This is a genomic window from Schinkia azotoformans LMG 9581 (assembly GCF_000307855.1).
Taxonomy (GTDB): domain Bacteria; phylum Bacillota; class Bacilli; order Bacillales; family Bacillaceae_J; genus Schinkia; species Schinkia azotoformans.
This window is the reverse complement of record NZ_AJLR01000125.1, coordinates 59,484-86,135: the sequence shown is the minus strand read 5'-3', so window position 1 is coordinate 86,135 and position 26,652 is coordinate 59,484. Positions and strand designations below refer to the sequence as shown.

The 26,652-nt window shown below is 37.9% G+C and carries 23 protein-coding genes; all 23 read right to left on the bottom strand.

All coding sequences use genetic code 11. From position 1 onward, the window contains the following. Nucleotides 1-111 precede the first annotated feature (111 nt). The 23 genes from BAZO_RS15545 to BAZO_RS15435 all read right to left on the bottom strand — a co-directional run bounded on the left by BAZO_RS15545 (nucleotide 112) and on the right by BAZO_RS15435 (nucleotide 26,644). On the bottom strand, nucleotides 112-333 hold the full coding sequence (locus BAZO_RS15545; protein WP_003332603.1) for a YlzJ-like family protein: 222 nt from the start codon (nucleotides 331-333) through the stop codon (nucleotides 112-114). Next, nucleotides 330-1,070, bottom strand: coding sequence for a ClpP family protease (locus BAZO_RS15540; protein ID WP_035193799.1), 741 nt, complete (start codon nucleotides 1,068-1,070; stop codon nucleotides 330-332). The genes BAZO_RS15545 and BAZO_RS15540 overlap by 4 nt, the downstream gene beginning before the upstream one ends. Nucleotides 1,071-1,202: 132 nt before the next feature. Continuing rightward, nucleotides 1,203-2,870, bottom strand: a complete 1,668-nt coding sequence (locus BAZO_RS15535) for a ribonuclease J (RefSeq protein WP_003332600.1) — start codon at nucleotides 2,868-2,870, stop codon at nucleotides 1,203-1,205. 122 nt (nucleotides 2,871-2,992) lie between these two features. Further along, nucleotides 2,993-3,862 (bottom strand): 4-hydroxy-tetrahydrodipicolinate synthase, encoded by an 870-nt coding sequence (dapA, locus tag BAZO_RS15530; RefSeq protein ID WP_003332599.1) that lies wholly within the window; start codon nucleotides 3,860-3,862, stop codon nucleotides 2,993-2,995. 89 nt (nucleotides 3,863-3,951) lie between these two features. Then, nucleotides 3,952-5,154, bottom strand: a complete 1,203-nt coding sequence (gene dapG, locus BAZO_RS15525) for an aspartate kinase (RefSeq protein WP_003332598.1) — start codon at nucleotides 5,152-5,154, stop codon at nucleotides 3,952-3,954. Nucleotides 5,155-5,222: 68 nt separating this feature from the next. Beyond that, the gene (locus BAZO_RS15520) at nucleotides 5,223-6,272 is read right to left on the bottom strand and encodes an aspartate-semialdehyde dehydrogenase (protein ID WP_003332597.1); all 1,050 of its coding nucleotides are present in this window, start codon (nucleotides 6,270-6,272) and stop codon (nucleotides 5,223-5,225) included. Between the two features lie 138 nt (nucleotides 6,273-6,410). Then, nucleotides 6,411-7,010 (bottom strand): dipicolinate synthase subunit B, encoded by a 600-nt coding sequence (locus BAZO_RS15515; protein ID WP_003332596.1) that lies wholly within the window; start codon nucleotides 7,008-7,010, stop codon nucleotides 6,411-6,413. Further along, complete coding sequence (gene dpaA / locus BAZO_RS15510) at nucleotides 7,011-7,910, bottom strand: dipicolinic acid synthetase subunit A (RefSeq protein WP_003332595.1); 900 nt, start codon at nucleotides 7,908-7,910, stop codon at nucleotides 7,011-7,013. A gap of 137 nt (nucleotides 7,911-8,047) precedes the next feature. Then, a complete protein-coding gene (locus tag BAZO_RS15505; RefSeq protein WP_003332594.1) occupies nucleotides 8,048-8,290 on the bottom strand; it encodes a YlmC/YmxH family sporulation protein in 243 nt (80 codons plus the stop codon). 19 nt (nucleotides 8,291-8,309) lie between these two features. Then, nucleotides 8,310-9,548, bottom strand: coding sequence for a M16 family metallopeptidase (locus BAZO_RS15500; protein WP_003332593.1), 1,239 nt, complete (start codon nucleotides 9,546-9,548; stop codon nucleotides 8,310-8,312). A gap of 116 nt (nucleotides 9,549-9,664) precedes the next feature. After that, on the bottom strand, nucleotides 9,665-10,630 hold the full coding sequence (locus tag BAZO_RS15495; protein WP_003332592.1) for a polysaccharide deacetylase family protein: 966 nt from the start codon (nucleotides 10,628-10,630) through the stop codon (nucleotides 9,665-9,667). Nucleotides 10,631-10,801: 171 nt separating this feature from the next. Next, nucleotides 10,802-12,919, bottom strand: coding sequence for a polyribonucleotide nucleotidyltransferase (pnp, locus tag BAZO_RS15490; protein WP_003332591.1), 2,118 nt, complete (start codon nucleotides 12,917-12,919; stop codon nucleotides 10,802-10,804). A 117-nt stretch (nucleotides 12,920-13,036) separates the two neighbouring features. Next, a complete protein-coding gene (rpsO, locus tag BAZO_RS15485) occupies nucleotides 13,037-13,306 on the bottom strand; it encodes a 30S ribosomal protein S15 (protein WP_003332590.1) in 270 nt (89 codons plus the stop codon). 110 nt (nucleotides 13,307-13,416) lie between these two features. Beyond that, a complete protein-coding gene (gene ribF / locus BAZO_RS15480) occupies nucleotides 13,417-14,388 on the bottom strand; it encodes a bifunctional riboflavin kinase/FAD synthetase (RefSeq protein WP_003332588.1) in 972 nt (323 codons plus the stop codon). Nucleotides 14,389-14,399: 11 nt separating this feature from the next. Continuing rightward, complete coding sequence (truB, locus tag BAZO_RS15475) at nucleotides 14,400-15,305, bottom strand: tRNA pseudouridine(55) synthase TruB (protein WP_003332587.1); 906 nt, start codon at nucleotides 15,303-15,305, stop codon at nucleotides 14,400-14,402. A gap of 64 nt (nucleotides 15,306-15,369) precedes the next feature. Further along, on the bottom strand, nucleotides 15,370-15,720 hold the full coding sequence (rbfA, locus tag BAZO_RS15470; protein WP_003332586.1) for a 30S ribosome-binding factor RbfA: 351 nt from the start codon (nucleotides 15,718-15,720) through the stop codon (nucleotides 15,370-15,372). Nucleotides 15,721-15,795: 75 nt separating this feature from the next. Next, on the bottom strand, nucleotides 15,796-18,009 hold the full coding sequence (gene infB, locus BAZO_RS15465; protein WP_003332585.1) for a translation initiation factor IF-2: 2,214 nt from the start codon (nucleotides 18,007-18,009) through the stop codon (nucleotides 15,796-15,798). A 19-nt stretch (nucleotides 18,010-18,028) separates the two neighbouring features. Then, entirely contained in the window at nucleotides 18,029-18,331 is a 303-nt protein-coding gene (locus BAZO_RS15460) for a YlxQ family RNA-binding protein (RefSeq protein ID WP_003332583.1), read from the bottom strand. 5 nt (nucleotides 18,332-18,336) lie between these two features. Next, nucleotides 18,337-18,606 carry an RNase P modulator RnpM gene (gene rnpM / locus BAZO_RS15455; RefSeq protein ID WP_003332582.1) on the bottom strand — a complete coding sequence of 90 codons (270 nt, stop codon included), beginning with the start codon at nucleotides 18,604-18,606 and terminating at the stop codon, nucleotides 18,337-18,339. 11 nt (nucleotides 18,607-18,617) lie between these two features. Next, entirely contained in the window at nucleotides 18,618-19,763 is a 1,146-nt protein-coding gene (gene nusA, locus BAZO_RS15450; RefSeq protein ID WP_003332581.1) for a transcription termination factor NusA, read from the bottom strand. Between the two features lie 28 nt (nucleotides 19,764-19,791). Continuing rightward, nucleotides 19,792-20,265: a ribosome maturation factor RimP gene (rimP, locus tag BAZO_RS15445; protein ID WP_003332580.1), complete on the bottom strand. Its 474-nt coding sequence runs from the start codon at nucleotides 20,263-20,265 to the stop codon at nucleotides 19,792-19,794. 288 nt (nucleotides 20,266-20,553) lie between these two features. Beyond that, the gene (locus tag BAZO_RS15440; RefSeq protein ID WP_003332579.1) at nucleotides 20,554-24,855 is read right to left on the bottom strand and encodes a PolC-type DNA polymerase III; all 4,302 of its coding nucleotides are present in this window, start codon (nucleotides 24,853-24,855) and stop codon (nucleotides 20,554-20,556) included. Nucleotides 24,856-24,937: 82 nt separating this feature from the next. Beyond that, on the bottom strand, nucleotides 24,938-26,644 hold the full coding sequence (locus tag BAZO_RS15435; protein ID WP_003332578.1) for a proline--tRNA ligase: 1,707 nt from the start codon (nucleotides 26,642-26,644) through the stop codon (nucleotides 24,938-24,940). Between the last annotated feature and the right edge of the window lie 8 nt (nucleotides 26,645-26,652).

The window sequence follows — 26,652 nt, the reverse complement described above, 5'->3', positions numbered from 1 at the left end:
TTTAACTTTATTCAATGAATAAAGTTAAAAAGTATAAAAAAGGAAAGCAGCCGAGTAAAAGGCTGCTTCGTTCGTTTTTATTTATTATACCATAATGTTAATAAAATCGACTTAAAATTGTGGTTTCAACATGATAATTGATCCCGGTGAGTAAGCATTATTTAAAAAATCGTATGGATTTGTACTTAAAACTTGGACAACTCGGCACTCTTCATTAGAAAGTGGCTCCACTACTAATGATAAGCCATTGACATTTATAATGGACTGTTTTGAGTAGGAATCAAGGTTTTCTTGAAAAATTAATTCATGCGGCATTGTCGTATACATGATCATTGCAGAATCTCACTTTCATTAGTTGAGGTTGAGGTAGTCATCCGTTTTTCCTCAATTAATTGGTTTAATTTTGCAATTGCTTTACCTACCCCTCCAACCTCATTAATAAGACCGTATTTTACTGCATCCTTTCCAACAACATTTGTACCAATATCACGGGTTAGATTCCCTTTTGAAAGCATTAGTTCCTTAAAACGATCTTCTGTTATGTTAGAATGCGATGTAACAAATGAGACAACTCTATCTTGCATCTTATCTAAGTATTCAAACGTTTGTGGGACCCCAATGACAAGACCTGTTAGACGAACAGGGTGGATGGTCATCGTTGCTGTTTCAGCAATAAACGAATAATCAGCACTTACCGCAATCGGAACTCCGATCGAATGACCACCACCGAGTACAATCGACACGGTCGGCTTCGATAATGATGCAATCATTTCAGAAATAGCAAGACCGGCCTCAACATCACCACCGACCGTATTCAAAATTAGTAATAACCCTTCAATTTTCGGATTTTGCTCAATCGCTACAATTTGTGGAATTAAATGTTCATACTTTGTCGTTTTATTTTGCGGTGGTAATTGCATATGACCTTCAATTTGTCCAATGATTGTTAAGCAATGTATATTTGATTCCTGTCCCATTTGCGGTACATTTGTTTGCCCTAATTGTTGAATTTTATCTACTAAAGAATCTTTAACATCTTTTTGTTCCTGATCGGAATCGCTTTGCTCCATAGACGGTTTGTTTTCGAAATTTGCCATAATGGAACTCCTTTCATTAAATCAAAGTATCTATAGTATGAATCCCAACAGAGCATTTAATTCTATAAAAGAAAAGAACTGACCAAATGTGGTCAGTTCCGCTTTTTAAATTTCCATTATGATCGGCAAAATCATTGGTCTTCTTTTTGTTTTTTCGAATAAAAAGTGACTAAGCGATTCTCGTATACTTGTTTTTAATGTAGACCAATCGATTGTACGATCTTTCATGCACTTCATAATAATCTGCTGCACGATTTCGTTTGATTTATCAAATAATTCTTCGGATTCTCTAACATATACAAATCCTCTTGAAATGATTTCAGGTCCAGAAATAATTTGATTCTTTTCTTTTGATAGAGTAACTACGACGATTAATATGCCATCTTGAGATAATAGTCGTCGATCTCTTAAAACAATATTACCGACATCACCAATCCCTAGGCCATCTATTAACACATTGCCAGCTGGAATTTTCCCCGCTATTCGTGCTTGATCATTTTTAAACTCAAATACATCTCCATTTTCCATTAAAAAGATTTGGTCTGAATCCATCCCTGTAGATTCAGCAATCTTAGCATGGGCCCGCTGCATTTTATATTCCCCTTGGATCGGGATAAAAAACATAGGGTTCATGACACTGATCATCATTTTTAACTCTTCTTGACTGGCGTGACCGGAGACATTTATTTTTCTTTGCCCGTAAATAACATTAGCTCCTGTCCTGAAAAGTAAATCTATCGTAGTTGAAACAAGCTTTTCATGACCTGGTATGGTTGAAGCTGCAATAATGACAGTATCATCTGGTTTAATAGAGGTTTGCTTATGTGATTTACCTGCCATTCTTGCCAAGGCCTCTAAAGGTTCTCCTTGAACACCAGTAGTCAAGATAAGAACACGTTGATCATTCCACTTTTCAATTTCTGAAATCGGTATCATTAATTTTTCTGGAATGTCGATATATCCAAGCTCCATCGATATTTCGATAACCCGTTTCATACTATTGCCAATAATAGCAACCTTTCTATCCGTCAGCACAGCTGCATCAAATACTTGTTGTATACGATGAATATTGGATGCGAAAGTTGCAACAATAACACGACCTTCAGCAGTTCGTATACAATCACATAGTTCTTCACCTACTGAGCTTTCAGATCCTGTCGTGCCAGGAATTTCAGCATTCGTGCTATCAGATAATAGACAAAGAACACCTTCTTTTCCGAGCCTAGACATTTTAAAGAAGTCAAAGCGAACACCGTCTGCTGGTGTTTGATCTAATTTAAAGTCCCCCGTATGAACGACCGCTCCATGTGAAGTATGTACTACAATCCCCACCGAATCCGGAATACTATGAGTTGTCCTAAAAAAAGATACACTAGCATATTCAAATTCCAAAACCGTATCCGCATGAATTTCCTTTAACAAATTACCATATTTCAGTCCAGATTCCTCTAATAAATTGGCAACTAACCCAATCGTCAACTTTGTTCCATATATTGGAACCCGGATACGTCTTAAGACATAAGCTAACGACCCAATATGGTCCTCATGCCCATGGGTAAGAAAGATCCCTTTAATTCGAGAAACATTTTCTTGTAGATATGTAATATCTGGGATTACAGCATCGATTCCAAGCAATTCATCTTCCGGTAATTTTAATCCAGCATCGATGACAAAGATTTCAGGACCTACCTCAACGACATACATATTTTTACCGATTTCCCCTAGGCCCCCAAGAGCAAATATTCTAACTGGATTGTTTTCTTTCTTTACCAATTCTTATCCTCCTATTCAGTTTTGAACCGCTCTAAGTCACTTGCATTTATTATACCGTATGGAAGAATTTTAGTACAAGTAAAAACGAGCCTAAATATAGGCTCGTTTAGAATTTCAATCATTTAGTATTTTTTTAATAAATCATCAATTATTAATTGCTTTTCCTTTTGCAATGGGACTAACGGTAACCTTACGGAACCAGTGTCAATCCCTTTTGCCTGTAATGCATACTTAAGCGGCACCGGATTAGGTCCGATAAACAGCCCTTTCATGATTGGCAATAAGCGCCGGTGTAATTGGGCTGCTTTTTTTACATCTCCGTTTTCGAATAGTGAAATCATTTCTTGCATTTCATTTCCAATAATGTGGGATGCGACAGAAATAACACCTCTACCGCCGATTGATAACACTGGCAATGTGTTGCTATCATCACCGGTGTATAAATAAAAATCGTCATCCGTCAGTGAAATAATTTCCGCCATTGCATTTAAGTCTCCGCTCGCTTCCTTCACAGCAACGATATTTTTAACTTTCGATAATTTAATAATTGTATCTACAGATATATTAATACTGCAACGCCCCGGAATATTGTAGATCATAACCGGCAGATTCGTTTCAGTTGCTATTGCCTTAAAATGCTCATATAACCCATCTTGGTCAGGTTTGTTGTAGTAAGGGGCAACAAGCATGACGGCAGTTACTCCAGCCTTTTCTGCTTTTTTCGTCAGTTCAATTGAGGCGCGAGTATTATTGCTACCAGTCCCCGCAACTACTGGAACTCTTCCATTTACCACCTCCACGACGTGGCGATATAAAGCGACTTTTTCTTCTGTTGTTAGAGTAGGAGATTCTCCTGTCGTTCCAGCCACAATCAGCGAATCCGTTCCATTATCCAACAAATAGTTCACTAAATCCGTAGCCCTATCAAAGTCAATATTACCATTTACATCAAATGGTGTTACCATGGCTGTACCGACACGACCAAAAACCATTTTGTTCAACCCCTTACAAAATTCATATTTCACAGTCCAGCTACAGCTCCCAGCGACTAGTAGACTTCGCTTGACGGTCGCTTCGCTTTCTATTGACAAAATTCGTCATGCAATGAATTTACAGCCCGAACCATGTCTTCCTCATGAACGAGAACCCAAATGGTTGTATGACTATCAGCTGACTGAAGAATTTGAATCCCTTCCTTAGAAAGAGCACTTACAATTCTAGCCGTAACTCCAGGAACTCCTGTCATGCCTGCACCAACCGCTGAAACTTTAGCACAGCTTCGAATTACCTTTGGCTCATAGCCTAATTCCTTTAATACGGCAATTGCACGGTCTGTCATTTTGTCCATTACTGTATATATGATTGCATTTGGTGAAATATTAATAAAATCTACACTAATTCCTTCTTGAGCCATTGCTTTGAAAACTTCAGATTGAATATTATAATGCCCTTCAATCGGTGTTACTGTTATTTGTGTAACATTGGGAACGTGCGCAATACCAGTAACAACCCGATCGTGAATGTCACTGCCTTTTGTATTCACAACAGCCGAAGTAACCAGTGTTCCTGGTCCATTTGAATATGTTGAACGTACTCTAAGTGGAACCTTTGCCTGCATTGCTATTTCAACTGCACGGGGGTGAATGACCTTTGCACCTTGATGTGCTAGATTACAGATCTCATTGTAGGTCATAACTGTTAAAGGACGTGCCCCCTCCACAATTCGAGGATCAGCGGTCATTACACCTTCCACATCTGTGAAAATATCAATAAATTCTGCGTTTAGGGCTACACCCAATGCCGCTGCCGATGTGTCGCTGCCGCCTCTACCAAGAGTGGTTACTTCACCAGCTTTGGAAGACCCTTGAAATCCTGCAACTACGACAACATCATGAGTTTCAAGTTCCTCTAGCACACGGTCACATTTCATTTCTATTATTTTTGCGTTTGAATGCTCATCATTTGTATGAAAACCTGCCTGTGCGCCTGTCAAGGCTATTGTAGGTATTCCGTTTGTATTTAGCATATTCGAAAAAACAATGGCAGATATCGTTTCGCCACAGGAAAGTAATAAATCGTGCTCACGATTACTGATCTTTGAGACGTTTACAAGGCTTTGTAGTGTATCAGTCGCATAGGGATCACCTTTTCTCCCCATTGCCGATACAACTACAACGACCTTATAACCATTACTCAAAGCTTTTTCAATATGTGATTTAGCACGAACCCTGCTATCTTCGTCCTTAACTGATGTTCCGCCAAACTTTTGGACGATGATTTTCATCGAGACACCTCTTCTAAGTTGTAGTTATAATTTTTATTCTAGTGCCAAGTTGAATATATCATTTAGATTTATTTAACAATCCCTAATGAAATCAAGCGCTCAGCAATTTGAACTGAATTCCATGCAGCACCTTTTAATAAATTATCAGATACGATCCACATATGGAATCCTTTGTCATTATCCAAATCTTTGCGAATACGGCCAACAAATGTTTCAAATTTACCAGCAGCAGTAGATGCCATTGGGTATACTTGCTCCTCAGGCTGATCTTCTAAAATAATTCCTTCAGCAGAAGCTAAAAGGTCCTTCAACTCTTGGACAGTAACGCCTTCTTTCTCCACTTCAATATAAACTGACTCAGAATGTCCATATTCCACAGGGATTCTCACACATGTTGCCGCTACAGATAATTCAGGCATGTGCATAATTTTCTTAGTTTCATTAATCATTTTCATTTCTTCAAACGTGAAGCCATTTTCTGTAAACTTATCGATTTGTGGAATGGCATTGAAGGCAATTTGGTAATGCTTTTTATCTGCACCACATGGTAAAATTTCTGGTGTAAATGCTTCCCCATTTAATATCGCTTGGGATTGCTCTTTCATTTCTTTAATTGCCATTGCACCTGCACCTGATACTGCTTGGTACGTGGAAACAATAACCTTATTCAAGCCCAATGCTTTTCTAATTGGTTCTAATGCTACAACCATTTGAATAGTTGAGCAGTTTGGATTAGCAATAATTCCTTTATGCTGATGAATATCAGCCTCATTCACTTCTGGTACTACTAATGGAACCTCTGGGTCCATCCGAAATGCACTTGTGTTATCTACACAAATTGCTCCTCTTTTTGCTGCTTCCGGTGCTAATTGTTTTGAAACTGATCCACCGGCACTAAATAATGCAATGTCAACACCTTCAAAGCTTTCAGGCTTAGCCACCTGAACAACATGCTCTTCACCTTTGAATAAAAGCTTTTTGCCTGCTGAACGTTCTGAAGATAGTAATGTTAGTTTTGAAATTGGGAAGTTTCTTTTCTCTAGTGTAGATAACATTTTCTCCCCTACTGCTCCTGTTGCTCCAACTACTGCTACATGGTATCCTTTTACATTTTCCATACTTTTCCCCTTCCCTCTATTACCATTATTGAATAGAACCATTTTTTGAAATTTTAAAATTATAAAGTTTATTTTATCATATTCCGTCATGAAAGAAAGAACTTTTATGACCAACTTTAATATTAACAGAAAATCGGATTATTCACCATCACGATATCTTTCTATTAATACAGGTTGAAATTGCCGTCCTAAAATGGCCGCCTCTACAGTATCAACTAGTGCATCCATTCTGGCAACAATTGAATTGGGCTTTTTGATCGGGTCATCCTGCCCAAAAGGAATAAAATATATATTTTTAGTCGCCATTAATTTCATTAAATTCATTCCGTTTAAACCTAAGGCATCATTTGTCGAAATACCTAAAACAACTGGATTTAGATTTCTTAATGTAGCCTTAGCTGCCATTAATACCGGTGAATCGGTCAAAGCATTGGCTAATTTGCTCATTGAATTACCTGTTAAAGGTGCGATTACCATACAATCTAAAGGCATTTTAGGTCCTAATGGTTCAGCTTCAACGATGGTAGTAATGACCTGATTACCTGTCATTTCCTCAAGTTTTACTAACCATTCTTCCCCTTTTCCAAATCTTGTTGTCGTGCTTTTCACTGTATGGGTAGCGACAGGTCTAACATCTGCACCTGCTTGAATGAGTTTTTCAATTTGCGGCATAACAGCATCATACGTACAATGGGAGCCTGTTAATCCAAATCCAATTCGCTTACCTTTAAGAGTCATTTATGATTTCTCCTTTCCTAGTTGCAGCTCTTCGTTGAGTATTTGAGAAATAACATTAGCCACGATTTTACCGGCAGTTTTCGGGGCTACTATGCCGGGTAAACTTGGTGCCAACAATGCTTTTATGCCCCTTTTCTCTGCATATCTAAAGTCTGTACCTCCCGGTTTTGAGGCTAAATCGATAATGACCGTATGCAGCGGCATTTTTGAAATGACCTTCGCTGTTACAACTAGATAAGGTACTGTATTAATAACAATATCGGCCTGTTCAACCTCATCAATTAAATTCGATGTAAAAAACGGCTTTAATCCCATTTCCGTAATTCTTGCAATATCCTCTAATTTTCGGGCACCGACCTTCACTTTTGCCCCTAGACAGGCAAAGGTTCTTGCAACCGACATTCCTACTCTACCTAAACCAATAACAACAACATTGGAGCCATGTATTGTAATATCCGTATGTTGAATCGCCATCATAATCGTTCCCTCTACCGTTGGGATCGAGTTGTAAATGGCAACATCGTTTCGTTCAAAAAGTTTGATTAGCTTCCGTCCTGAATCAGTACAAATCCCGTCTAAATATTGATTGCTAATACCCGAAAATACAATGCAGTGTTCAGGGGTCTTTTTAAGCATTTCTTGTTGTAAGACTATCTTTTCGTTCGAAAAAATGGTCTCCACCTCTCCTGTCATATTTGTACCTTTAACAGGCAAAATGATGGCATCAATTTCGGTAAAGTCCAGCTCGTCAATTTCTTTTTTGGAGGACCCGGAAAAAACGTGATCTAGTTGATTAAATCCAACTAAAGATAACTTTGCATCTAATTCTGTTAATTTACGGATTACCTCTAATTGACGGGCATCACCACCAATAACAGCAATATGCAAATCTGTTAACATTTCATTTTCACCTTCTTTAATGGGTAAAATAATCATGTAAAGATGTCGAAATAGCCTAAGTTTTGTTCTTCCACATCATATGAATGGCATGAAAGGAAGGTGAATAAAAAAAGGCTGATCCCATAGGGACCAACCTTTTAAAACTCATCATTAAAATCGATAATGATCATATCACTGCCAATTTTCTTAATATTTCTCCATGGAATTCGAACTTCTGTACCGTTTTTCTTGAACCCAAACCATTTCATCGTCGGGATGAGAAAGGCCTTTATATGCCCAGTATTCTCATCGATTTCTAAATCAGCCTGACCAAGAACACCCATCCGTTCTCCTTTTTTTAGATCAATAATTTCTTTTCCATTCATTTCACTTAGTCTCATCTTGACGCCTCCTCAATATCTATTGAATATTAGTTGGCAATTTTCCTTCCGGACTAATTAAAGCTACAGAATATTGATCGGTAAAGATCGTGTCCGCAAAATGGTTAACGGAATCTAAAGTAACTGCTGAGATCTGTTCTAAAACTTCATTTAATGAGCGATGACGCTTTAGTAATAATTCATTTTTCCCATTACGGCTCATTCGGCTATTTGTGCTTTCAAGGCTTAGCATTAAGCTGCCTTTAAGCTGTTCCTTGCTATTCGTTAATTCTTTTTCAGTTAACCCAGTTCGTTTTAAGGTTGTTAATGTATCTTGGATGGTTTCAAATAAAATATCTAATTGGTTGCTTGCTGTCCCACCATATATGGCTAATAAACCATTATCTAAAAACGCAGAATGGTAGCTAAAAATAGAATAAGCGAGCCCCCTAGCCTCACGTACATCTTGGAATAGCCGACTTGACATGCTTCCCCCAAGTACATTGTTTAACACAATCAGGGAATAAATATCTTCATGGCCAACCTGTAAACCATTAAACCCGATACATAAATGGGCTTGTTCCGTATCCTTTTTCCTGGCAATTTTTTCATCAATAATGGAAGGAGCACTATATTCTGGTCTTGTGTATTTCGATTCATAATGACCAAAATAGTTTTCAACTTCTTTAATAAATGCTTCATTAATATTTCCTGCAATCGAGATTACAACATTATCAGGGGTATAATAATGATTAACATAATTTCTTAAAGAATCACCGGTAAAGGTTGCCAAAGTTTCCTCAGTACCCAAAATTGGATAGGCAAGTGGATGGTTCCCGAATGTTGCTTTGCTTAAAATATCGTGAACGATATCATCCGGTGTATCTTCGTACATCTTTATTTCTTCAAGGACAACATTCTTCTCCTTTTTTAATTCCTCTTCATCAAAAGTTGAATTAAAGAACATATCCGCTAAAACTTCTAAGGCAAAATCTGAATGTTCATCTAATACTTTTGCGTAATAGCATGTGTATTCTTTAGACGTAAATGCATTTACCTGACCGCCAATACTATCAAAGCTTTCGGCAATATCTTTAGCAGTTCTTGTTTTTGTACCTTTAAAAATCATATGCTCCAAAAAATGAGAAATCCCATTATTTTCTTTTGTTTCATTACGTGAACCTGTTCCAATCCATACACCAATGGCTACTGAGCGGACAGTGGGGATATTTTCGAGTACAACTCTAACACCATTTTGGCAAGTATACTTTTTAATCAAGCGAAATCCTCCTATAATAGCTGAATAAAATAGCTGAATTAAGTTTAATATTTCAATATTTCTTATTGCATCATATCAATATTACCAAGGTATGTCACCTATTTCATATTTTCCCTTTACTTCTTGCTTTTTACTCGTTCTTCACTTAATAATGTTGACACATTTCCAATTTGGTATTCTTTTTCCTTCATTCTAATAATAAGATTTTCTAAACCAGCGGCTGTTGAAGATGTTGGATGCATGAGAATCATTGCACCAGGTGATACTTTATTAGCCACTCTGTTTACCATTTCCACCGGATCCGGCTTCCTCCAATCCACTGTATCAACAGTCCACATAATGAGCTTCATATTTTCTTCCGCAGCAATTTTTACAACTTCATCTTTGTAGCTCCCGCTAGGTGGAGCAAACCATTTGGGCGTAATACCTGTTGTGGCTTTGATTACTTCATTCGTTTTAATAATTTCCTCCTTTATTTGATCTGGAGTTAAATTTTTCATATTCGGGTGTGAGTAGGCATGGTTACCTATTTCATGACCAGCATCAACAATCATTTTTGCAAATTCAGGGTGCCTTTTAACCCAGCTTCCATCTAAGAAAAAGGTTGCTGTTACATGATGCTTTTCCAATGTTTTTAACATGGAGGGGATATACTCATTTCCCCACGCAACATTAATTAAAAAAGTAACCATCGTTTTTTCAGGATGTCCCCGATATATGGGTGATGGTGGTAGATCATTTAAAGTTACCTTCGGTGGTACTTCATCAAAAACTAACTTTTCAGGATTAAATTCCCCTTCTTTTTTCATTCTTTTATACGATTCTGCTACGTTAACTTTTAGGCCATTTAATCCCGGCATTGCTTTCCACACTCTATCAATACGGGCATCCTCCGGGGCAATTTCATACTCATTCTTTTTTTGTTCAATTTCTGCAAAAAGAGGATCTTTTTGTTTTGTAACTGTAACTGCTATCTTTTTTAATGCTCCAACATAATCAGACGTATAAGGGTTCTGCATAGCTCCAAAGGTTATTAAGAGAATAAAGGCAAACCCTACGAATTGCAAAGCCGATTTATTCATTTTGTTCTCGTCCTCCTTCATAAAAAACTATGAATGAAAACAAGGACTTAGAACTGCGAAAAGCGGAAGAGCCCAATTAGCGAAGTTTATGAGTCACTTGGCCCTGGAGCTGGACAACGAGTAACCTGTTCCAATAAAAAAAAAGAAGCTGTAGTTTCAGCTTCTTCCTCATTATGATTGTTCCTGTTTTTCCTTTTGCTCTTTAAGAACCGCTTTTCTTGAAAGATTGATTCTTCCTTGCTTATCAATTTCCGTTACTTTTACTAATAACTCATCACCGATAGATACTACATCTTCAACCTTGCCTACGCGCTCTTCAGCTAATTCAGAAATATGAACAAGTCCATCTTTACCTTGGAAAATTTCAACAAAAGCACCGAACTTTTCAATTCGTTTTACTTTTCCAAGATACATTTGGCCTACTTCAACCTCACGAACAATATCCTCAATAATTTTCTTCGCTTTTTGATTCATTTCCATGTCTGGTGAAGCGATAAAGACAGTACCATCTTGTTCGATATCGATTTTTACGCCAGTTTCTTCAATGATTTTATTAATTTGCTTTCCACTTGGTCCAATGACATCACGGATTTTATCAGGATTAATCTTCATTGTTAAAATCTTAGGAGCATATTGAGATAATGCAGTTCTTGGTTCAGAAATAGTTTGCATCATATGTTCTAAAATTTGCATACGGCCTTTTTGGGCTTGAGTGAGGGCTTCTTCTAGAATTTCTCGTGATAACCCCTCAATCTTAATATCCATTTGTAAAGCTGTAACCCCTTTAGTTGTTCCGGCCACTTTAAAGTCCATATCACCTAGATGGTCTTCCATACCTTGAATATCAGTTAAAACAGTATAATCATCACCTGATTTAACAAGTCCCATTGCAATACCGGCAACTGGTGCTTTTATTGGCACACCGGCATCCATCATCGCAAGCGTACTGCCACAAATGCTTGCCTGTGATGTCGATCCGTTTGATTCAAGCACTTCTGATACTAGACGGATTGTATAAGGAAAATCTTTTTCAGATGGAATAACCGGCTCTAATGCACGTTCTCCTAATGCTCCATGACCAATTTCACGACGGCCTGGTCCTCTAATTGGTCCTGTTTCCCCAACGCTAAATTGCGGGAAGTTATAGTGATGCATAAATCGTTTTGATTCTTCAATTCCTAATCCATCTAGAATTTGAACATCACCTAAAGCTCCAAGCGTACAAATACTTAATGCCTGGGTTTGTCCACGCGTGAAAAGGCCTGAACCATGTGTTCTTGGAAGTAATCCAACTTCTGATGACAATGGTCGAATTTCATCAATCTTACGACCGTCAGGACGAATTTTTTCTTTTGTAATGAGGCGACGAACCTCTTCTTTAACAAGCTTGTACATGATTTCGTCCACTTGCCCAAGCGTTCCTTCTGGAAGCTCTTCTCGCTCTTCAAACTTCGCTTTTACACTTGCTTTTACTTCGTTGATAGCATCTTCGCGGGCATGCTTTTCAGCAACTTGAACAGCTTTTTTAATATCTTCTTCAGCTAACGTACGAACTTCTGCTTCAAGCTCAGCATCTACCTCATAAAGCTCGACTTCCATTTTTTCTTTTCCAACTTGACTTACTATTTCCTCTTGGAAGGCAATAAGTCTTTTGATTTCTTCATGACCGAACATGATCGCTTCAAGCATTGTTTCTTCAGGCACTTCTTTAGCACCTGCTTCAACCATATTAATGGCATCCTTTGTTCCTGCTACAACTAAGTGAATATCACTTTTTTCCTGTTGTTCAACCGTAGGATTAATAATAAATTCATTATCAACTCGGCCCACCGTGACACCGGCGATCGGACCTTCAAATGGAATATTAGAAACAGAAAGTGCCAATGAAGAACCAAACATTGCCGCCATTTCTGACGAACAGTTTTGATCCACACTCATTACGATGCTAATGACCTGAACTTCATTTCTAAAACCATCAGCAAATAATGGTCGAATCGGGCGGTCAATTAAGCGGCTTGCCAAGATTGCTTTCTCACTAGGTCGACCTTCCCTTTTAATAAAGCCTCCAGGAATTTTCCCAACAGCATATAAACGTTCTTCATAATTGACTGTTAGAGGAAAGAAACTTAAACTTTTTGGTTCTTTAGATGCTGTAGCCGTTGACAAAACAGCTGTTTCTCCATATCGAATTAAACAAGCACCGTTTGCTTGCTTTGCAAGTTGACCGATTTCTACCGTCAGCTTTCGGCCTGCCCAATCCATGGAGAAGATTTGTTTTTCATGTTCCATGTATCCGAGTACCCCTCTCTTATGTAAATAAAATTGTATAGTATTATTTATAACCTAAAATGTTATGATTAATTTATGTAACAAAAAAGCGGGAATAATCCCGCTTTTTGCAAATACTTATCGACGTAATCCAAGTCTTTGAATCAATTCACGATAACGTGTAACGTCTTTGTTACGAAGATAAGTTAGTAAGTTACGACGTTTACCAACCATCTTTAAAAGACCACGACGTGAATGATGATCTTTCTTGTGGACACGTAAATGACCATTCAAATTGTTAATCTCTTCAGTTAGGACAGCAATTTGAACCTCTGGAGAACCAGTATCGTTTTCATGAGTTTTATACTCATTGATAAGCTCTTGCTTACGCTCTTGTGTGATAGCCATCCTATTCACCTCCTCATCATTAATCCCCAATTACCGAGCAAGCGTTGGTGAATCGCGTTGCCAAGCAATGGTTCATATATATTCTTTAGCATATATAGAATACTATTGTTTTAGACAAAATGCAAGTTTTTATCTCTTTTTATTGTCTCTAAATGGCGGATCGCCGCTTCTTTATCCCTTTGTATTTGTGCTATTAATTCGTCTATTGAATTAAATTTCTGTTCAGACCTAATTCGTTTGATCCACATTACTTGAACTTCTTGATCATAGATCGAGTCACTAAAATCAATAATATGAACTTCAACTGATAGTTTAACGGTGGAAGGATCATGAAAGGTTGGCTTGTAGCCGATATTTAAGACACCCTTATACCAACTGCCAGATACTCTAATATAAACAGCATATACACCAGTACTCGGTAAAATATACTCATCAATATGTTCGATATTAGCAGTTGGAAACCCGATCGTTCTTCCCCGTTTTTCTCCATGGACAACAATCCCTTTTGTTTTATAAAATCGGCCAAGATAGGTTGGAAGCGTGTCAATATCACCATTAAGAATAAGCTCCCGAATTAAAGTTGAACTTATTTTCTCGTTATTCTCCACCACTTTTTCCACTACAGTTTGGGTAAACATTTCCCTTGAATGAAAAGGTAAAGTTTCCATTGTTCCCTTCCCAAGCCTTCCATATGTATAATCAAAGCCGGCTACTACATGTTTACCATGTAATCCGATAATATATTGATCTACAAATTGCTGCGGTAGGAGTTCTGCAAAAGAAGGTGTAAAGTCGACAATAAATAAATAATCAATTCCAATCTTTTCAATTTCTTCAGCCTTATCTTTGATCGATGTAATGCATGCCGCATGTGCATTTGATTTACGCAGAACTACAGATGGATGGGGATAAAATGTCATAACTGCACTGTTAATCCCCAATTCTTCCGCCTTAGCTTTAGCGGTTTTTATCACCTTTTGATGCCCAAGATGCACCCCATCAAAATAGCCTAATGCTAAAACGATGGGTGGTAAATCTTGTTGATTGATTGAATGCGGATGTTTTAATTCTATAATTTTCATACCTTCACCTGCTATGTATTTCTAATCACCTTTTCTGGTTTCATAAGCCCTTGTTTAGTTGGGTGTGGAATATAAATGGCAACACAATCGTTATTATTATTTAATAGAACAAACCTTTTTTCATTTTCGTAACCTTCAGGAATCGAAAGTACTTGTCCATTTTTCACTTGCATCTCTAGTTTTTCATTAATTTTTAATTTAGTCAAATGGGAAATAGCTCTCTCTAATGGAAATAATTCTAATTCTCCTTTTTCCAACCTTTCCTGAATTTCTTCAAAGGTCAAGCAATCTTCTGACGTAAAGCTTCCCGAAGCAACTCTTGTTAAATTGGACATATGAGCTGGGTATCCAAGCGCCTTCCCTATATCCACTGCTAAGGTCCGTACGTAAGTTCCTTTGCTGGCTTTTACGAAAAAGCGGAAACTATTATTGTTATGATCTAAAAAATCAAAGGAGTCCAATAATTTGAATTCATAAATAGTAATCGTGCGCTCGGGGCGCTCCACTTCGATTCCTTGACGAGCAAACTCATATAATCGTTTTCCATTTACTTTTACGGCTGAAAACATCGGCGGCACTTGAGTTATTTCACCGTGAAACCCATGTAAAACTTCTTTAAGTTCTTCTATTGTTATTTGTCCAATAATTGGTTTTTTCTCAACGACCTCGCCTGATGCGTCCTCGGTTGTAGTAGCTGTGCCAATGGTCACTTCACCTCCATATGCTTTCTGCGATTCTGTTAAATATTCAGCTACTTTTGTGGCACGGCCCACACAAATTGGCAATACTCCATCAACATCTGGATCCAATGTCCCTGTGTGCCCTACCTTTTTTGTCTTTAACAATTTTCTTATTTTAAAAACACAATCATGTGATGTCATACCTCTTGGTTTCCAAAGCGGCAAAATTCCTTCCAATCTTTACCCCCCTATCAGAAAAGGATAGACTATCAAAAGTCTATCCTTGGAATTAATGTTACTTTTACTCTTTTTCCTTGTGTAATTGTTCAAGTAATGTTTCGATTCGATTACCGTATTCAATCGATTCATCAAACTCAAAGAAAATCTCAGGTGTTTTTCGTAGACGAATTCTTTTTCCTATTTCAGAACGGATAAAACCATTCGCCTTTGCTAGAGCTGTTAATGTATTTTGTTTTTGCTCTTCATTACCAAGGACAGTGATGAAAACTTTAGCCTGTTGCAAGTCACCTGTTACCTGAACGTCTGTCACAGTGACAAAACCAATACGAGGATCTTTGATTTTACGGCCAATGATATCACTTAATTCTTTTTTCATTTGTTCTCCGACTCTGGTTGAACGAATATTAGTCATGTAGATCACCTCGACTTTAAAAAACGACTATAGAATTCGCATCGTAAATAATGCATTCACAGTATGCACTACCTATCATTTACGTTCGATTTCCTCCATCACATAAGCTTCAATGATGTCGCCTTCTTTAATATCATTAAAGTTTTTGATCGTCATACCACACTCATACCCTTGACTTACTTCCTTCGCATCGTCTTTAAAGCGTTTTAATGTGTCAACTTCACCTTCGAAAATAACGACACCATCGCGAACAAGACGAATTCCTGAATCACGGGTAACTTTTCCGTCTGTAACATAACATCCGGCAATAGTTCCTACTTTAGACACTTTAAAAGTATTACGAACCTCTACTTGACCGATTACTTTTTCTTCAAATTCAGGATCAAGCATACCTTTCATAGCTGCTTCAATCTCTTCGATCGCTTTATAGATAATGCGGTGTAAACGAATATCAACGTTTTCTACTTCAGCAGTCTTCTTAGCGTTGACATCAGGGCGAACATTAAATCCAATGATAATCGCATTAGAAGCAGATGCTAGTATAACGTCTGACTCCGTAATCGCACCTACACCAGTATGGATGATTTTAACCTTAACGCCTTCAACATCAATCTTTTGTAATGATGATGACATTGCTTCAGCAGAACCATGAACATCGGCTTTGACAATAAGATTAATTTCTTTCATTTCACCTTGCTTGATTTGCTCAAATAAATCTTCTAGACTTACCTTGTTTCGCTCCGTGCGTTGTTCTTCAATATGCTTTTGAGCGCGGGCTTCACCGACTTGACGAGCTTTTTTCTCATCCTCAAATACGATAAAACGGTCTCCAGCACTTGGAACTTCATGCAAGCCAGTAATTTCAACAGGTGTTGAAGGTGGTGCTACCTTAACGCGACGGCCAAGATCGTTCACCATGGCACGGACACGGCCATACGTACTGCCGACAACAATCGGGTCTCCTACCTTTAATGTGCCATTTTGAACAAGAAGTGTAGCAACCGGTCCACGACCTTTATCAAGATTAGCTTCAATTACAGTACCAACGGCTAGTCTTTCACGATTAGCCTTATATTCCTCAACTTCACTTACTAATAAAATCATTTCTAAAAGCTCATCAATTCCTGTACCTTTAAGGGCAGATAGCATAACAAAAATGGTATCGCCGCCCCAGCTTTCAGGAATTAGATTAAACTCAGTTAATTCCTGCATAACTCGGTCAGGATTTGCACTCTCTTTATCGATTTTATTAACAGCAACAATAATTGGAACACCTGCTGCTTTGGCATGGTTGATCGCCTCTTTTGTTTGTGGCATTACACCGTCGTCAGCAGCAACAACTAGAATTGTAATATCTGTTACACTTGCACCACGAGCACGCATTGTTGTAAAGGCTTCGTGTCCAGGAGTATCAAGGAATGTGATCTTTTTATCGTTAACCTCTACTTGGTAGGCTCCAATATGCTGTGTAATTCCACCAGCTTCTCCTGCAGCAACTTTCGCATGACGAATAGAATCCAATAATGTTGTTTTACCGTGGTCAACGTGACCCATGATTGTAACTACCGGTGGTCTTTCCACTAACTCTTCAGGCTTATCTTCAACAATATAACTGTCAAGATCCGTCATATCAAGGACAACTTCTTTTTGAACCTCAACTCCGAATTCCGATGCAATTAATTCAATTGTATCATCATCTAAATCTTGATTAATAGTTGCCATAACCCCAAGCATCATTAACTTTTTAATGATTTCAGACGGCTCTTTGCTGAGTTTTTTGGCAAGCTCACCAACTGTTAGTGATCCCTCGTATTTAACCACTTTCGCACTTTCTTCATTTTTAGGTGCTTGTTGTTGATTTTGTTGATGCTGGTGATTAGGATGCTGCCTTTTGTTCTTTGGATTTTGTTTTGTTATTTTATTATCAGCTGTTTTATCCTTTTCTTTGTCTTGCTTCGCTTTTACCTTTTTAGGACCTTTAGCTTTTTTATTGTCGTAATTGTACTTATCATCATCGCTATTATCCGAATCACTTTGATCTGTACTTGGTAAAATTGGTTCTTTTTTAGTTTTCTTTTGCTCAGGCTTCTGTTTATTACTTTCACTCTTCTTAGCCTGAGTCTTTTCATTATTAGTGGTATAAGCCGTATCTAATATCTTTATTGCATTTTCATCAATCATTGACATATGGTTTGCTACCTCGATATTGTTTTCTGTTAATTTAGTAATAATTTCTTTACTTGATTTATTAAGTTTTTTCGCATATTCGTAAACACGCATTTTACTCATACGTTCACCCCCAAGAAAATTAATCGAGCAACTCCACTAATTTCTTTGCAAATCCATTATCTAAAACCGCTACTACTACACGAGCGTCTTTTCCAATGGCCTGACCTAACATATACCGGTCGGTAACACTTTTCATAGGGATCTTATAAAATAGACATTTATCTGTAATTTTTTTCGAAGTATTATGAGAGGCGTCCGATGACAAAATGACTAATTTCGCTTTGCCTTTTCGAATTTCCTTTAATACTAATTCTTCCCCTGATATTAGCTGACCTGCTCGATTGATAAGGCCTAATAAAGACATCCAACGTTCTTGATTCAACCTTTTTACTGCTCCTTTTCAAGAAAAACGAGTATTTCGTCATAGAATGATTCCGGTACTTTTACGTCTAAATGATTTTCAAGAATATTTTTCTTTTTTGCTAGTAGTATGCATTCCTTATCTTTCGATAGATAAGCACCTCTACCTGATTGCTTTCCTGTTGGATCGATAGAGAGTTCACCTTCTTTTGAACGGACTATTCGAATGAGTTCACGTTTTGGCTTCATTTCTTGACTAGCAATACACTTGCGCAATGGTACTTTTCGATTCTTCATCCGGCCCACCCCTACTCTATTTCTTTGTCCTCTACATCATCTTGATTATCTGTTAAGTAATCATCTTGTACAGAAAAAAGCGGTTCTTCAAAGTCGGTTGATTCCTCATCTAGTACGTTCTCTTCCTTTGCTTCTGAGAGACTTTTAATATCGATCTTCCAACCCGTTAATTTTGCAGCCAGCCTTGCATTTTGTCCTCTTTTTCCAATAGCTAGTGATAACTGGAAATCAGGAACAATAACCGTTGTTGCCTTTTCCTCTTCATCCACGATTACTTTTACTACCTGGGAAGGGCTTAAAGCATTGGCTACATATTCTACTGGATCCTTTGACCAGCGTACAATATCAATTTTTTCACCTTTCAATTCGTTAACAATGGCTTGGACCCGCTGCCCTTTTTGTCCAACACATGAACCTACAGGATCAACCTCGGGATTATCAGAGTGAACAGCAATCTTGGAGCGGTCCCCTGCTTCCCGCGAAACTGATTTTATTTCAACTGTACCATCATAAATTTCTGGAACTTCAATTTCAAACAAACGTTTTAAAAGTCCAGGATGTGTTCTTGATACGAAAATTTGTGGTCCTTTTGTTGTTTTTTCAACCTTTGTAATAAAGACCTTAATTCGGTCATGTGGTTTGTACGTTTCATTTGGCATTTGTTCGCTTACTGGCAGAAGAGCTTCAATTTTTCCTAGGTTTACGTATATAAATCTGGAGTCTTGTCTTTGAACGATTCCAGTCATAATGTCTTCTTCCCTGTCAATATACTCAGAATAGATGACACCTCTTTCAGCCTCGCGGACACGCTGCGTAACAACCTGTTTCGCTGTTTGTGCTGCAATCCGGCCAAAATCTTTAGGTGTAACTTCAATTTCCACAACATCTTCAATTTCATAATTGGGATTAAGCTTTTTAGCTTCTTCATGTGAGATTTCTAATCTCGGGTCAAACACTTCTTCAACAACTTCTTTTCTGGCAAAGACACGCATTGTTCCTGTTTCAGGGTTTACATCAACTCGAACATTTTGTGCTGAATTAAAATTTCGTTTGTAAGCAGAAATTAAGGCCGCTTCAATCGCCTCTAAAAGAATATTTTTACTGATGCCTTTTTCCTTTTCGAGCAAGGTTAAAGCATCTAATAATTCACTACTCATTGTTTTCTCCCCTTTAAAATAGTCAACCTTAATGGAAGGTAACAGCCAGCCGTGCGCTAGCAACTTTATTGTAAGGAATATCGAATTGTTTTTTTCTTGTTTTAATTAAAACTTCTACTTTTAAGGTTTCCCCATCAAAGTCGATTAACTTCCCTTCGAAGGCCTTTTCTGATTCTATTGGCTCATATGTTTTAATATGAACTTGTTTGCCTATTGCTTTCTTAATATCATCAGATTTTTTTAGCGGCCGTTCAGCTCCAGGCGAAGACACTTCCAAAAAATAAGGATATGTAATAGGGTCTTTTTCATCCAGCTGTTCACTTAATTTTTCACTTACCTTACCACAGTCCTCTATATCAATTCCTTTTTCTGAATCAATGAAAACGCGTAAGTACCAGTTCTTTCCTTCCTTCACAAACTCAATATCAACCAGTTCTAAATTCATCTCAGAAAGTATTGGGAGAACAAGTTCTTCCGTTACTTCTGTTACTTTTTTACTCATATTAAACCTCCTTATCAAAAGAAACTTGCGAATGAGAGATGTCTAACTAATTGATATAAAATTCCCTGCTTTTTTAAAGCAGGGATAAATAGAAAAATTTATGCAATCAATGCTAAAGAAGTAAGTTGAAAACGAAAGAGTGGGTTTTAGCCCACTCTTTAACATTTACCAATATTTTTCGTATCATCGATAAAAATATACCATATTACCGAATTTTATGCAACAAGCGAAAAGCGAAAGCACCCGTTCAGCGAAGTCCACTAGTCGCTGGGCGCTGGAACTAGACATCTAGAATAGCGACAACTGGTTTTGGTCAGGTAATCCTTGTAGACAACCTTGGTTTTCTAGATATTCCAGAACCGTTTTTGATATTTTACTTCGCTGCTGCAAATCTTCTTTAGATAGAAACTCACCATCTTCCCGTGCTTTTACAATGTTAATAGCCGCATTTGTGCCTAAGCCAGGAATGGAGTTGAATGGTGGTATTAAAGTATTGCCCTCAACAATAAACTCTGCTGCACTTGATCGATATAAATCGATTTTTTGGAAGGAGAACCCGCGCTCACACATTTCCAAAGCCAACTCTAAAACAGTTTGTAGGTTTTTCTCCTTTGTAGATGCCTCAAGTCCTTTTGCATTGATTTCTTCAATTTTACTGCGAATCGCATTGCTTCCCTTCACCATCGCTTCAACATCAAAGTCATCAGCGCGAACCGTAAAATAGGCCGCATAAAAAAGAATCGGAAAATGAACTTTAAAGTAGGCTATCCGTACAGCCATAAGAACATAGGCAGCCGCATGGGCCTTCGGGAACATATATTTAATTTTTTTACATGATTCAATGTACCAAAGAGGGACGTTATTATTCCTCATTTCTTCGATAAATTCGTCTGTTAAGCCTTTTCCCTTACGAACGGACTCCATAATTTTAAAGGCCAACGATGGATCAAGCCCCTTGTAAATTAAATAAACCATGATATCATCCCGGCACCCGATTACTTCGCTTAATGTACATGTCCCGTTTTGAATCAATTCATTCGCGTTGTTCAGCCACACATCGGTTCCATGGGATAAACCGGAAATCTGTACAAGCTCTGAGAAGGTACTTGGTTTTGTATCTTCAAGCATCTGTCTAACAAACTTTGTACCAAATTCCGGTATCCCTAATGTACCAGTTTTACACATAATTTGTTCCTCAGTAACCCCGATGGATTCCGGTCCGGAGAAAATTTTCATTACTTCTGGATCATCGGTTGGAATTGTTTTCGGGTCAATCCCGCTTAAATCCTGGAGCATCCGAATGACCGTCGGATCGTCGTGGCCGAGTATATCCAGCTTCAATACATTATCATGGATCGAGTGGAAATCAAAATGGGTTGTTTTCCAATCTGCATCAACATCATCAGCCGGATATTGAATTGGTGTAAAATCGTAGACATCCATATAATCTGGAATAACGATAATTCCACCCGGGTGCTGCCCTGTTGTCCTTTTTACTCCCGTACAACCGGTGGCAAGGCGTTCTACCTCGGCGTTTCTAAATGTTAGATTATGGTCAGAAGCATAGCCTTTCACATAGCCAAAAGCCGTTTTATCGGCAACTGTACCAATTGTACCGGCACGATAGACATACTCCTCACCGAATAATACCTTTGTGTAGTTATGAGCCCGCGGCTGATAATCACCTGAGAAATTCAAATCGATATCTGGTACTTTATCACCTTTAAAGCCTAAGAACGTTTCAAACGGAATATCATGTCCATCTTTTTTATATTCTGTACCACATTCCGGACAATTTTTATCAGGCAAGTCAAAACCGGAACCAACTGAACCATCATTAAAAAACTCCGAATGCTTGCAATTTGGACATACGTAATGCGGAGGTAATGGATTAACCTCAGTAATTTCAGTCATTGTCGCAACAAAGGAAGATCCCACCGATCCCCGTGACCCTACAAGATACCCGTCATTAAGTGATTTTTTTACAAGCTTATGGGAAATCAAATAAATAACGGCAAAACCGTGCCCGATGATACTCTTTAATTCTTTTTCAAGTCTGGCCTCGATAATTTCAGGTAGGTTTTCTCCATAAATTAAACGGGCCCGATTGTAACTCATTTCCCGAATTTCCTCATCTGCTCCTTCAATTTTAGGGGTATAAAGCTCGTCTTTAATCGGCTTAATTTCCTCAATCGAATCAGCAATTTTTTTAGTATTTGTAACGACGACTTCCTTTGCTTTTTCTTCCCCTAAAAAGGCCATACATTCGAGCATTTCATTCGTTGTTCTAAAATGAACGAGCGGCTGTGTCTGTCTATTTAGCGGGTTTGCATTTTGAGAAGCAATCAGGATTTTCCGGTAAATATAATCTTCTTTATTTAGATAATGGACGTTGCCGGTTGCAACGACGGGTTTCCCCATCTTTTCTCCAAGTTTTACTATATTTTTCAAAATACTTTGTAGTGCCTGTTCATTCCGAACAAGCTCTTTTTCTATCAGATGATAATAATTGGAAGGCGGCTGAATTTCGAGATAGTCATAAAACTCGGCAATTTGCTCAGCTTCTTCCGGTGATTTTTGCATCATTGCTTCAAAAACTTCGCCTTGATCGCAGCCTGAACCAATAATCAATCCCTCACGATATTTTGTCAGTAATGACCTTGGTATTCTTGGAACCCTGTAAAAATAATCAACATGGGAAAAAGAGATTAATTTAAATAGGTTTTTTAAGCCAATATCGTTTTGAGCAAAAATGATACAATGGGATGGTCTTGACCGTTTATAAGCACCCGATTGCCCCATATTGTTATTTAATTCATCATGATAACGAATTTCCTTTTCATCACAATCCTTGAGCATTTTTAGTAATAAATGACCTGTTGCTTCTGCATCATAAATGGCACGGTGATGTTGTGTTAATTCAATATCAAATTTTTTACATAATGTGTTAAGACGATGATTCTTTAATTCAGGATATAAGTATCGTCCTAATTCGAGTGTATCAATAACTGGGTTGGTTGATTTTTCAAGACCGATTTTTTGCAGTCCCATGTTATAAAAACCCATATCAAAGCTGGCGTTATGAGCAACTAAAATATCATTGCCTACCCAATCCTTAAATTGCTTTATAACAACTTCAATATCAGGTGCATCCTTCACCATATCATCCGTAATCCCTGTCAGTTCAATCGTTGTCGCTGATAGAGGATGATGTGGATTGGCAAAGGCTTCAAAACGGTCAATAATTTCACCGTTTTTTACTTTAACAGCAGCCAACTCGATGATCGTGTCATACACCGCAGAAAGACCAGTTGTTTCAACGTCAAAAACAATGTAGGTCTCTTCATTCAGCAGGCGGTGACTTGGATTATAAGCAATCGGCACCCCATCATTAACAAGGTTAGCCTCCAAGCCATATAATATTTTGATGCCATTTTTTTTACCTGCCGAATAAGCTTCAGGAAAGGATTGAGCAACAGCATGGTCGGTTACGGCAATCGCCTCATGGCCCCACTTTTTTGCTTGTTTAACTAAATCTGAAATGGGGGTCATAGCATCCATTTGACTCATCGGGGTATGGAGATGAAGTTCCACCCTTTTTTCCTCTGCAGTATCCTCTCGCTCATCAGGTTTGATTTCATTGACATCTTGAGCCATCATGACAAGGTCACGGACAAATGTGTCCATTTGGATGCCACCACGCACTTTAACCCACATTCCCTTTTTGATCGCTTGTAGAAGCGACACATCATCTTTATCGCGAGAAAAGATTTTAATCATTAAGGAATCAGTATAATCCGTAATTTTAAAGGTTAACAAAGAGCGACCACTTCGCAGTTCCTTCAATTCACTAAAAAATACATACCCTTGAATTGTGATCCGCCGTTCCTCATCCTGGATTTCCTTAATAGGAACAGGTTCATCTTTAATCATATAGCCAATCGTTACAGGTCCTGTTGGTTCCTCTTGAACCTCCTGTGATTGTTTTTTAGTTTGTTCTGATGATACTAAGGCCTCTAACATTTTTGAACGATCTTCTTGTTCTGTCTGATCTTTAAATTTTGCATACTCTTCCTCTAAATGAATCACTTCAGTTTCAATCGTAAAAGAAGGAAAACCTAGTGTTTGAAAAATAGTATCGAAATTAGAAGCATATTTCTTTTTAATAGCCATGGCTTCAGGTTCATTTCGTACGTTTAGAATAAGCTTATTTCCAAGCTGTTTTGGCACGTGTTCCCTAAACAATGATAAAACTGCTGGTGAAATACCTTCGAGCTGCTCAATAATATATGGCCAATATTCCAAAACGACATTTCCAAAATTGGCCTGTACCGAATAGGTTAGTGAAAATGTCACATTAGCGATTTGTTTAAAAGTATTGATTAAATGAGATTTGAATAGTAAGAACGCTTCAAGAGGTATATGTGTTTGTAATCCAAATTCGAAATGCCATGATTTTTTGCTGCGTTCAATCGTTACTTTTTCAATCCAGGCATCTTGAAAATATGAATCTATTAATATGGTTGGCAAGGATATTTGCTCTAATAATAACTGAAAACGTTCTTTTCTAACCTGTAATTCTTGAGACACTTTTTATCTCCCCCTATGAAACAAAAGGAAGGTACCCCACCAGTGAAGAAGAGGTACCTTATATTTTTTTATTACCATTCTACTAATAAGAGTTCAATTGCTTTTTAATTACGTCTACGATATTGTCTATGGCTACTTCTAATGTTTCCCCAGACTTACGAAGTTTTAATTCTACGATGCCCTCTTCCGCTTTCTTACCAACCGTAATCCGAATTGGGAAACCAAATAGATCAGAGTCTGCAAATTTAACACCTGGACGCTCATTACGATCATCATATAATACAGAAACCGATTCTCTGTTAAGCTTATTATAGATTTGGTCGGCCAGTTCTTTTTGAGCTTCTGTCTTCATATTAATTGGAATAAGATGAACTTCAAATGGTGTTACAGAAACAGGCCAAATGATGCCATTTTCATCATGATGCTGTTCAACGATGGCTGCTACTGTTCTTGAAACGCCGATGCCATAGCAGCCCATAATCATTGGCTGTGACTTTCCATTTTCATCAAGATAAGTCGCTTTCATTGACTCACTGTAAACCGTACCCAATTTAAAGACATGTCCAACTTCAATGCCTTCCGCAAACTGAATCGTTCCCTTTCCATCAGGTGAAGGGTCACCTTCTTGAATAAAGCGTAAATCAGCAATCTGACTTGGCTGAAAATCGCGGCCAATATTTACACCGGTATAATGGTAATCCGTTTCATTTGCACCACAGACACCGTTAACAACAGATTGAACAGCATAGTCTGCAATAATATCAACTTCTTCCGTTAACCCGATTGGCCCCACTGAACCAACTTCTGCTTTTAAAATATTTAATGTTTCTTCAGATGAAGCAAGTTCCACCGATTTTGCATCCAATAAATTTTTAACCTTTATGTCATTTACTTCATGGTCACCACGAACCACGACTAACACATATTTTTCATCTACTTTAAAGAGCAATGATTTTAAACATTTTTCTTTAGCGACATTTAAAAATCGTGAAATTTCCTCAATTGTTTTTTGATTTTTCGTTTCTATTTTTTCTAAAGTTGCTAATTCTTCATTAGATTTTTCATATTGAACGTGAACAGGTGCCATTTCGACATTAGCTGCAAAATCAGATTCATTAGAAAAGGCAATCGTATCCTCCCCAACATCTGTAAGCACCATAAACTCTTGTGAATTTTTTCCGCCTATCGCTCCAGAGTCAGCGATTACTGCTCTAAAGTTCAAACCACATCTTCTGAAAATATTAGAGTAGGCTTTTACCATGTCATTATAAGCCTCGTCCAAACTTTCTTTCGAAGAGTGGAATGAATAAGCATCCTTCATAATAAATTCCCGGCCTCTTAAAAGTCCAAACCGAGGCCGTGCCTCGTCACGGAATTTTGTTTGTATCTGATATAAGACAAGCGGAAGCTTTTTATATGAACTGATTTCGTCACGAACTAATGAAGTGATGACCTCTTCATGTGTAGGACCAAGGGCAAAATCACGGGCATGGCGATCTTTTATTCTCATTAATTCAGCACCATAATTATACCAGCGTCCTGTTTCTTGCCATAGTTCAGCAGGCTGCAACGTTGGCATTAACAATTCTGAGCCATTGATTGCATCCATTTCTTCCCGAACAATTTGTTCAACCTTTTGTAGTACTTTCTTTGCTAAAGGCAGGTAACTATACACACCAGAAGCAGTTTGACGCATAAATCCAGCTCTTAATAATAATTGATGGCTTTTTATATCCGCGTCAGCTGGTACATCTCGTAAAGTAGGAATAAGCATTTTACTTTGTTTCATTTTCAGCA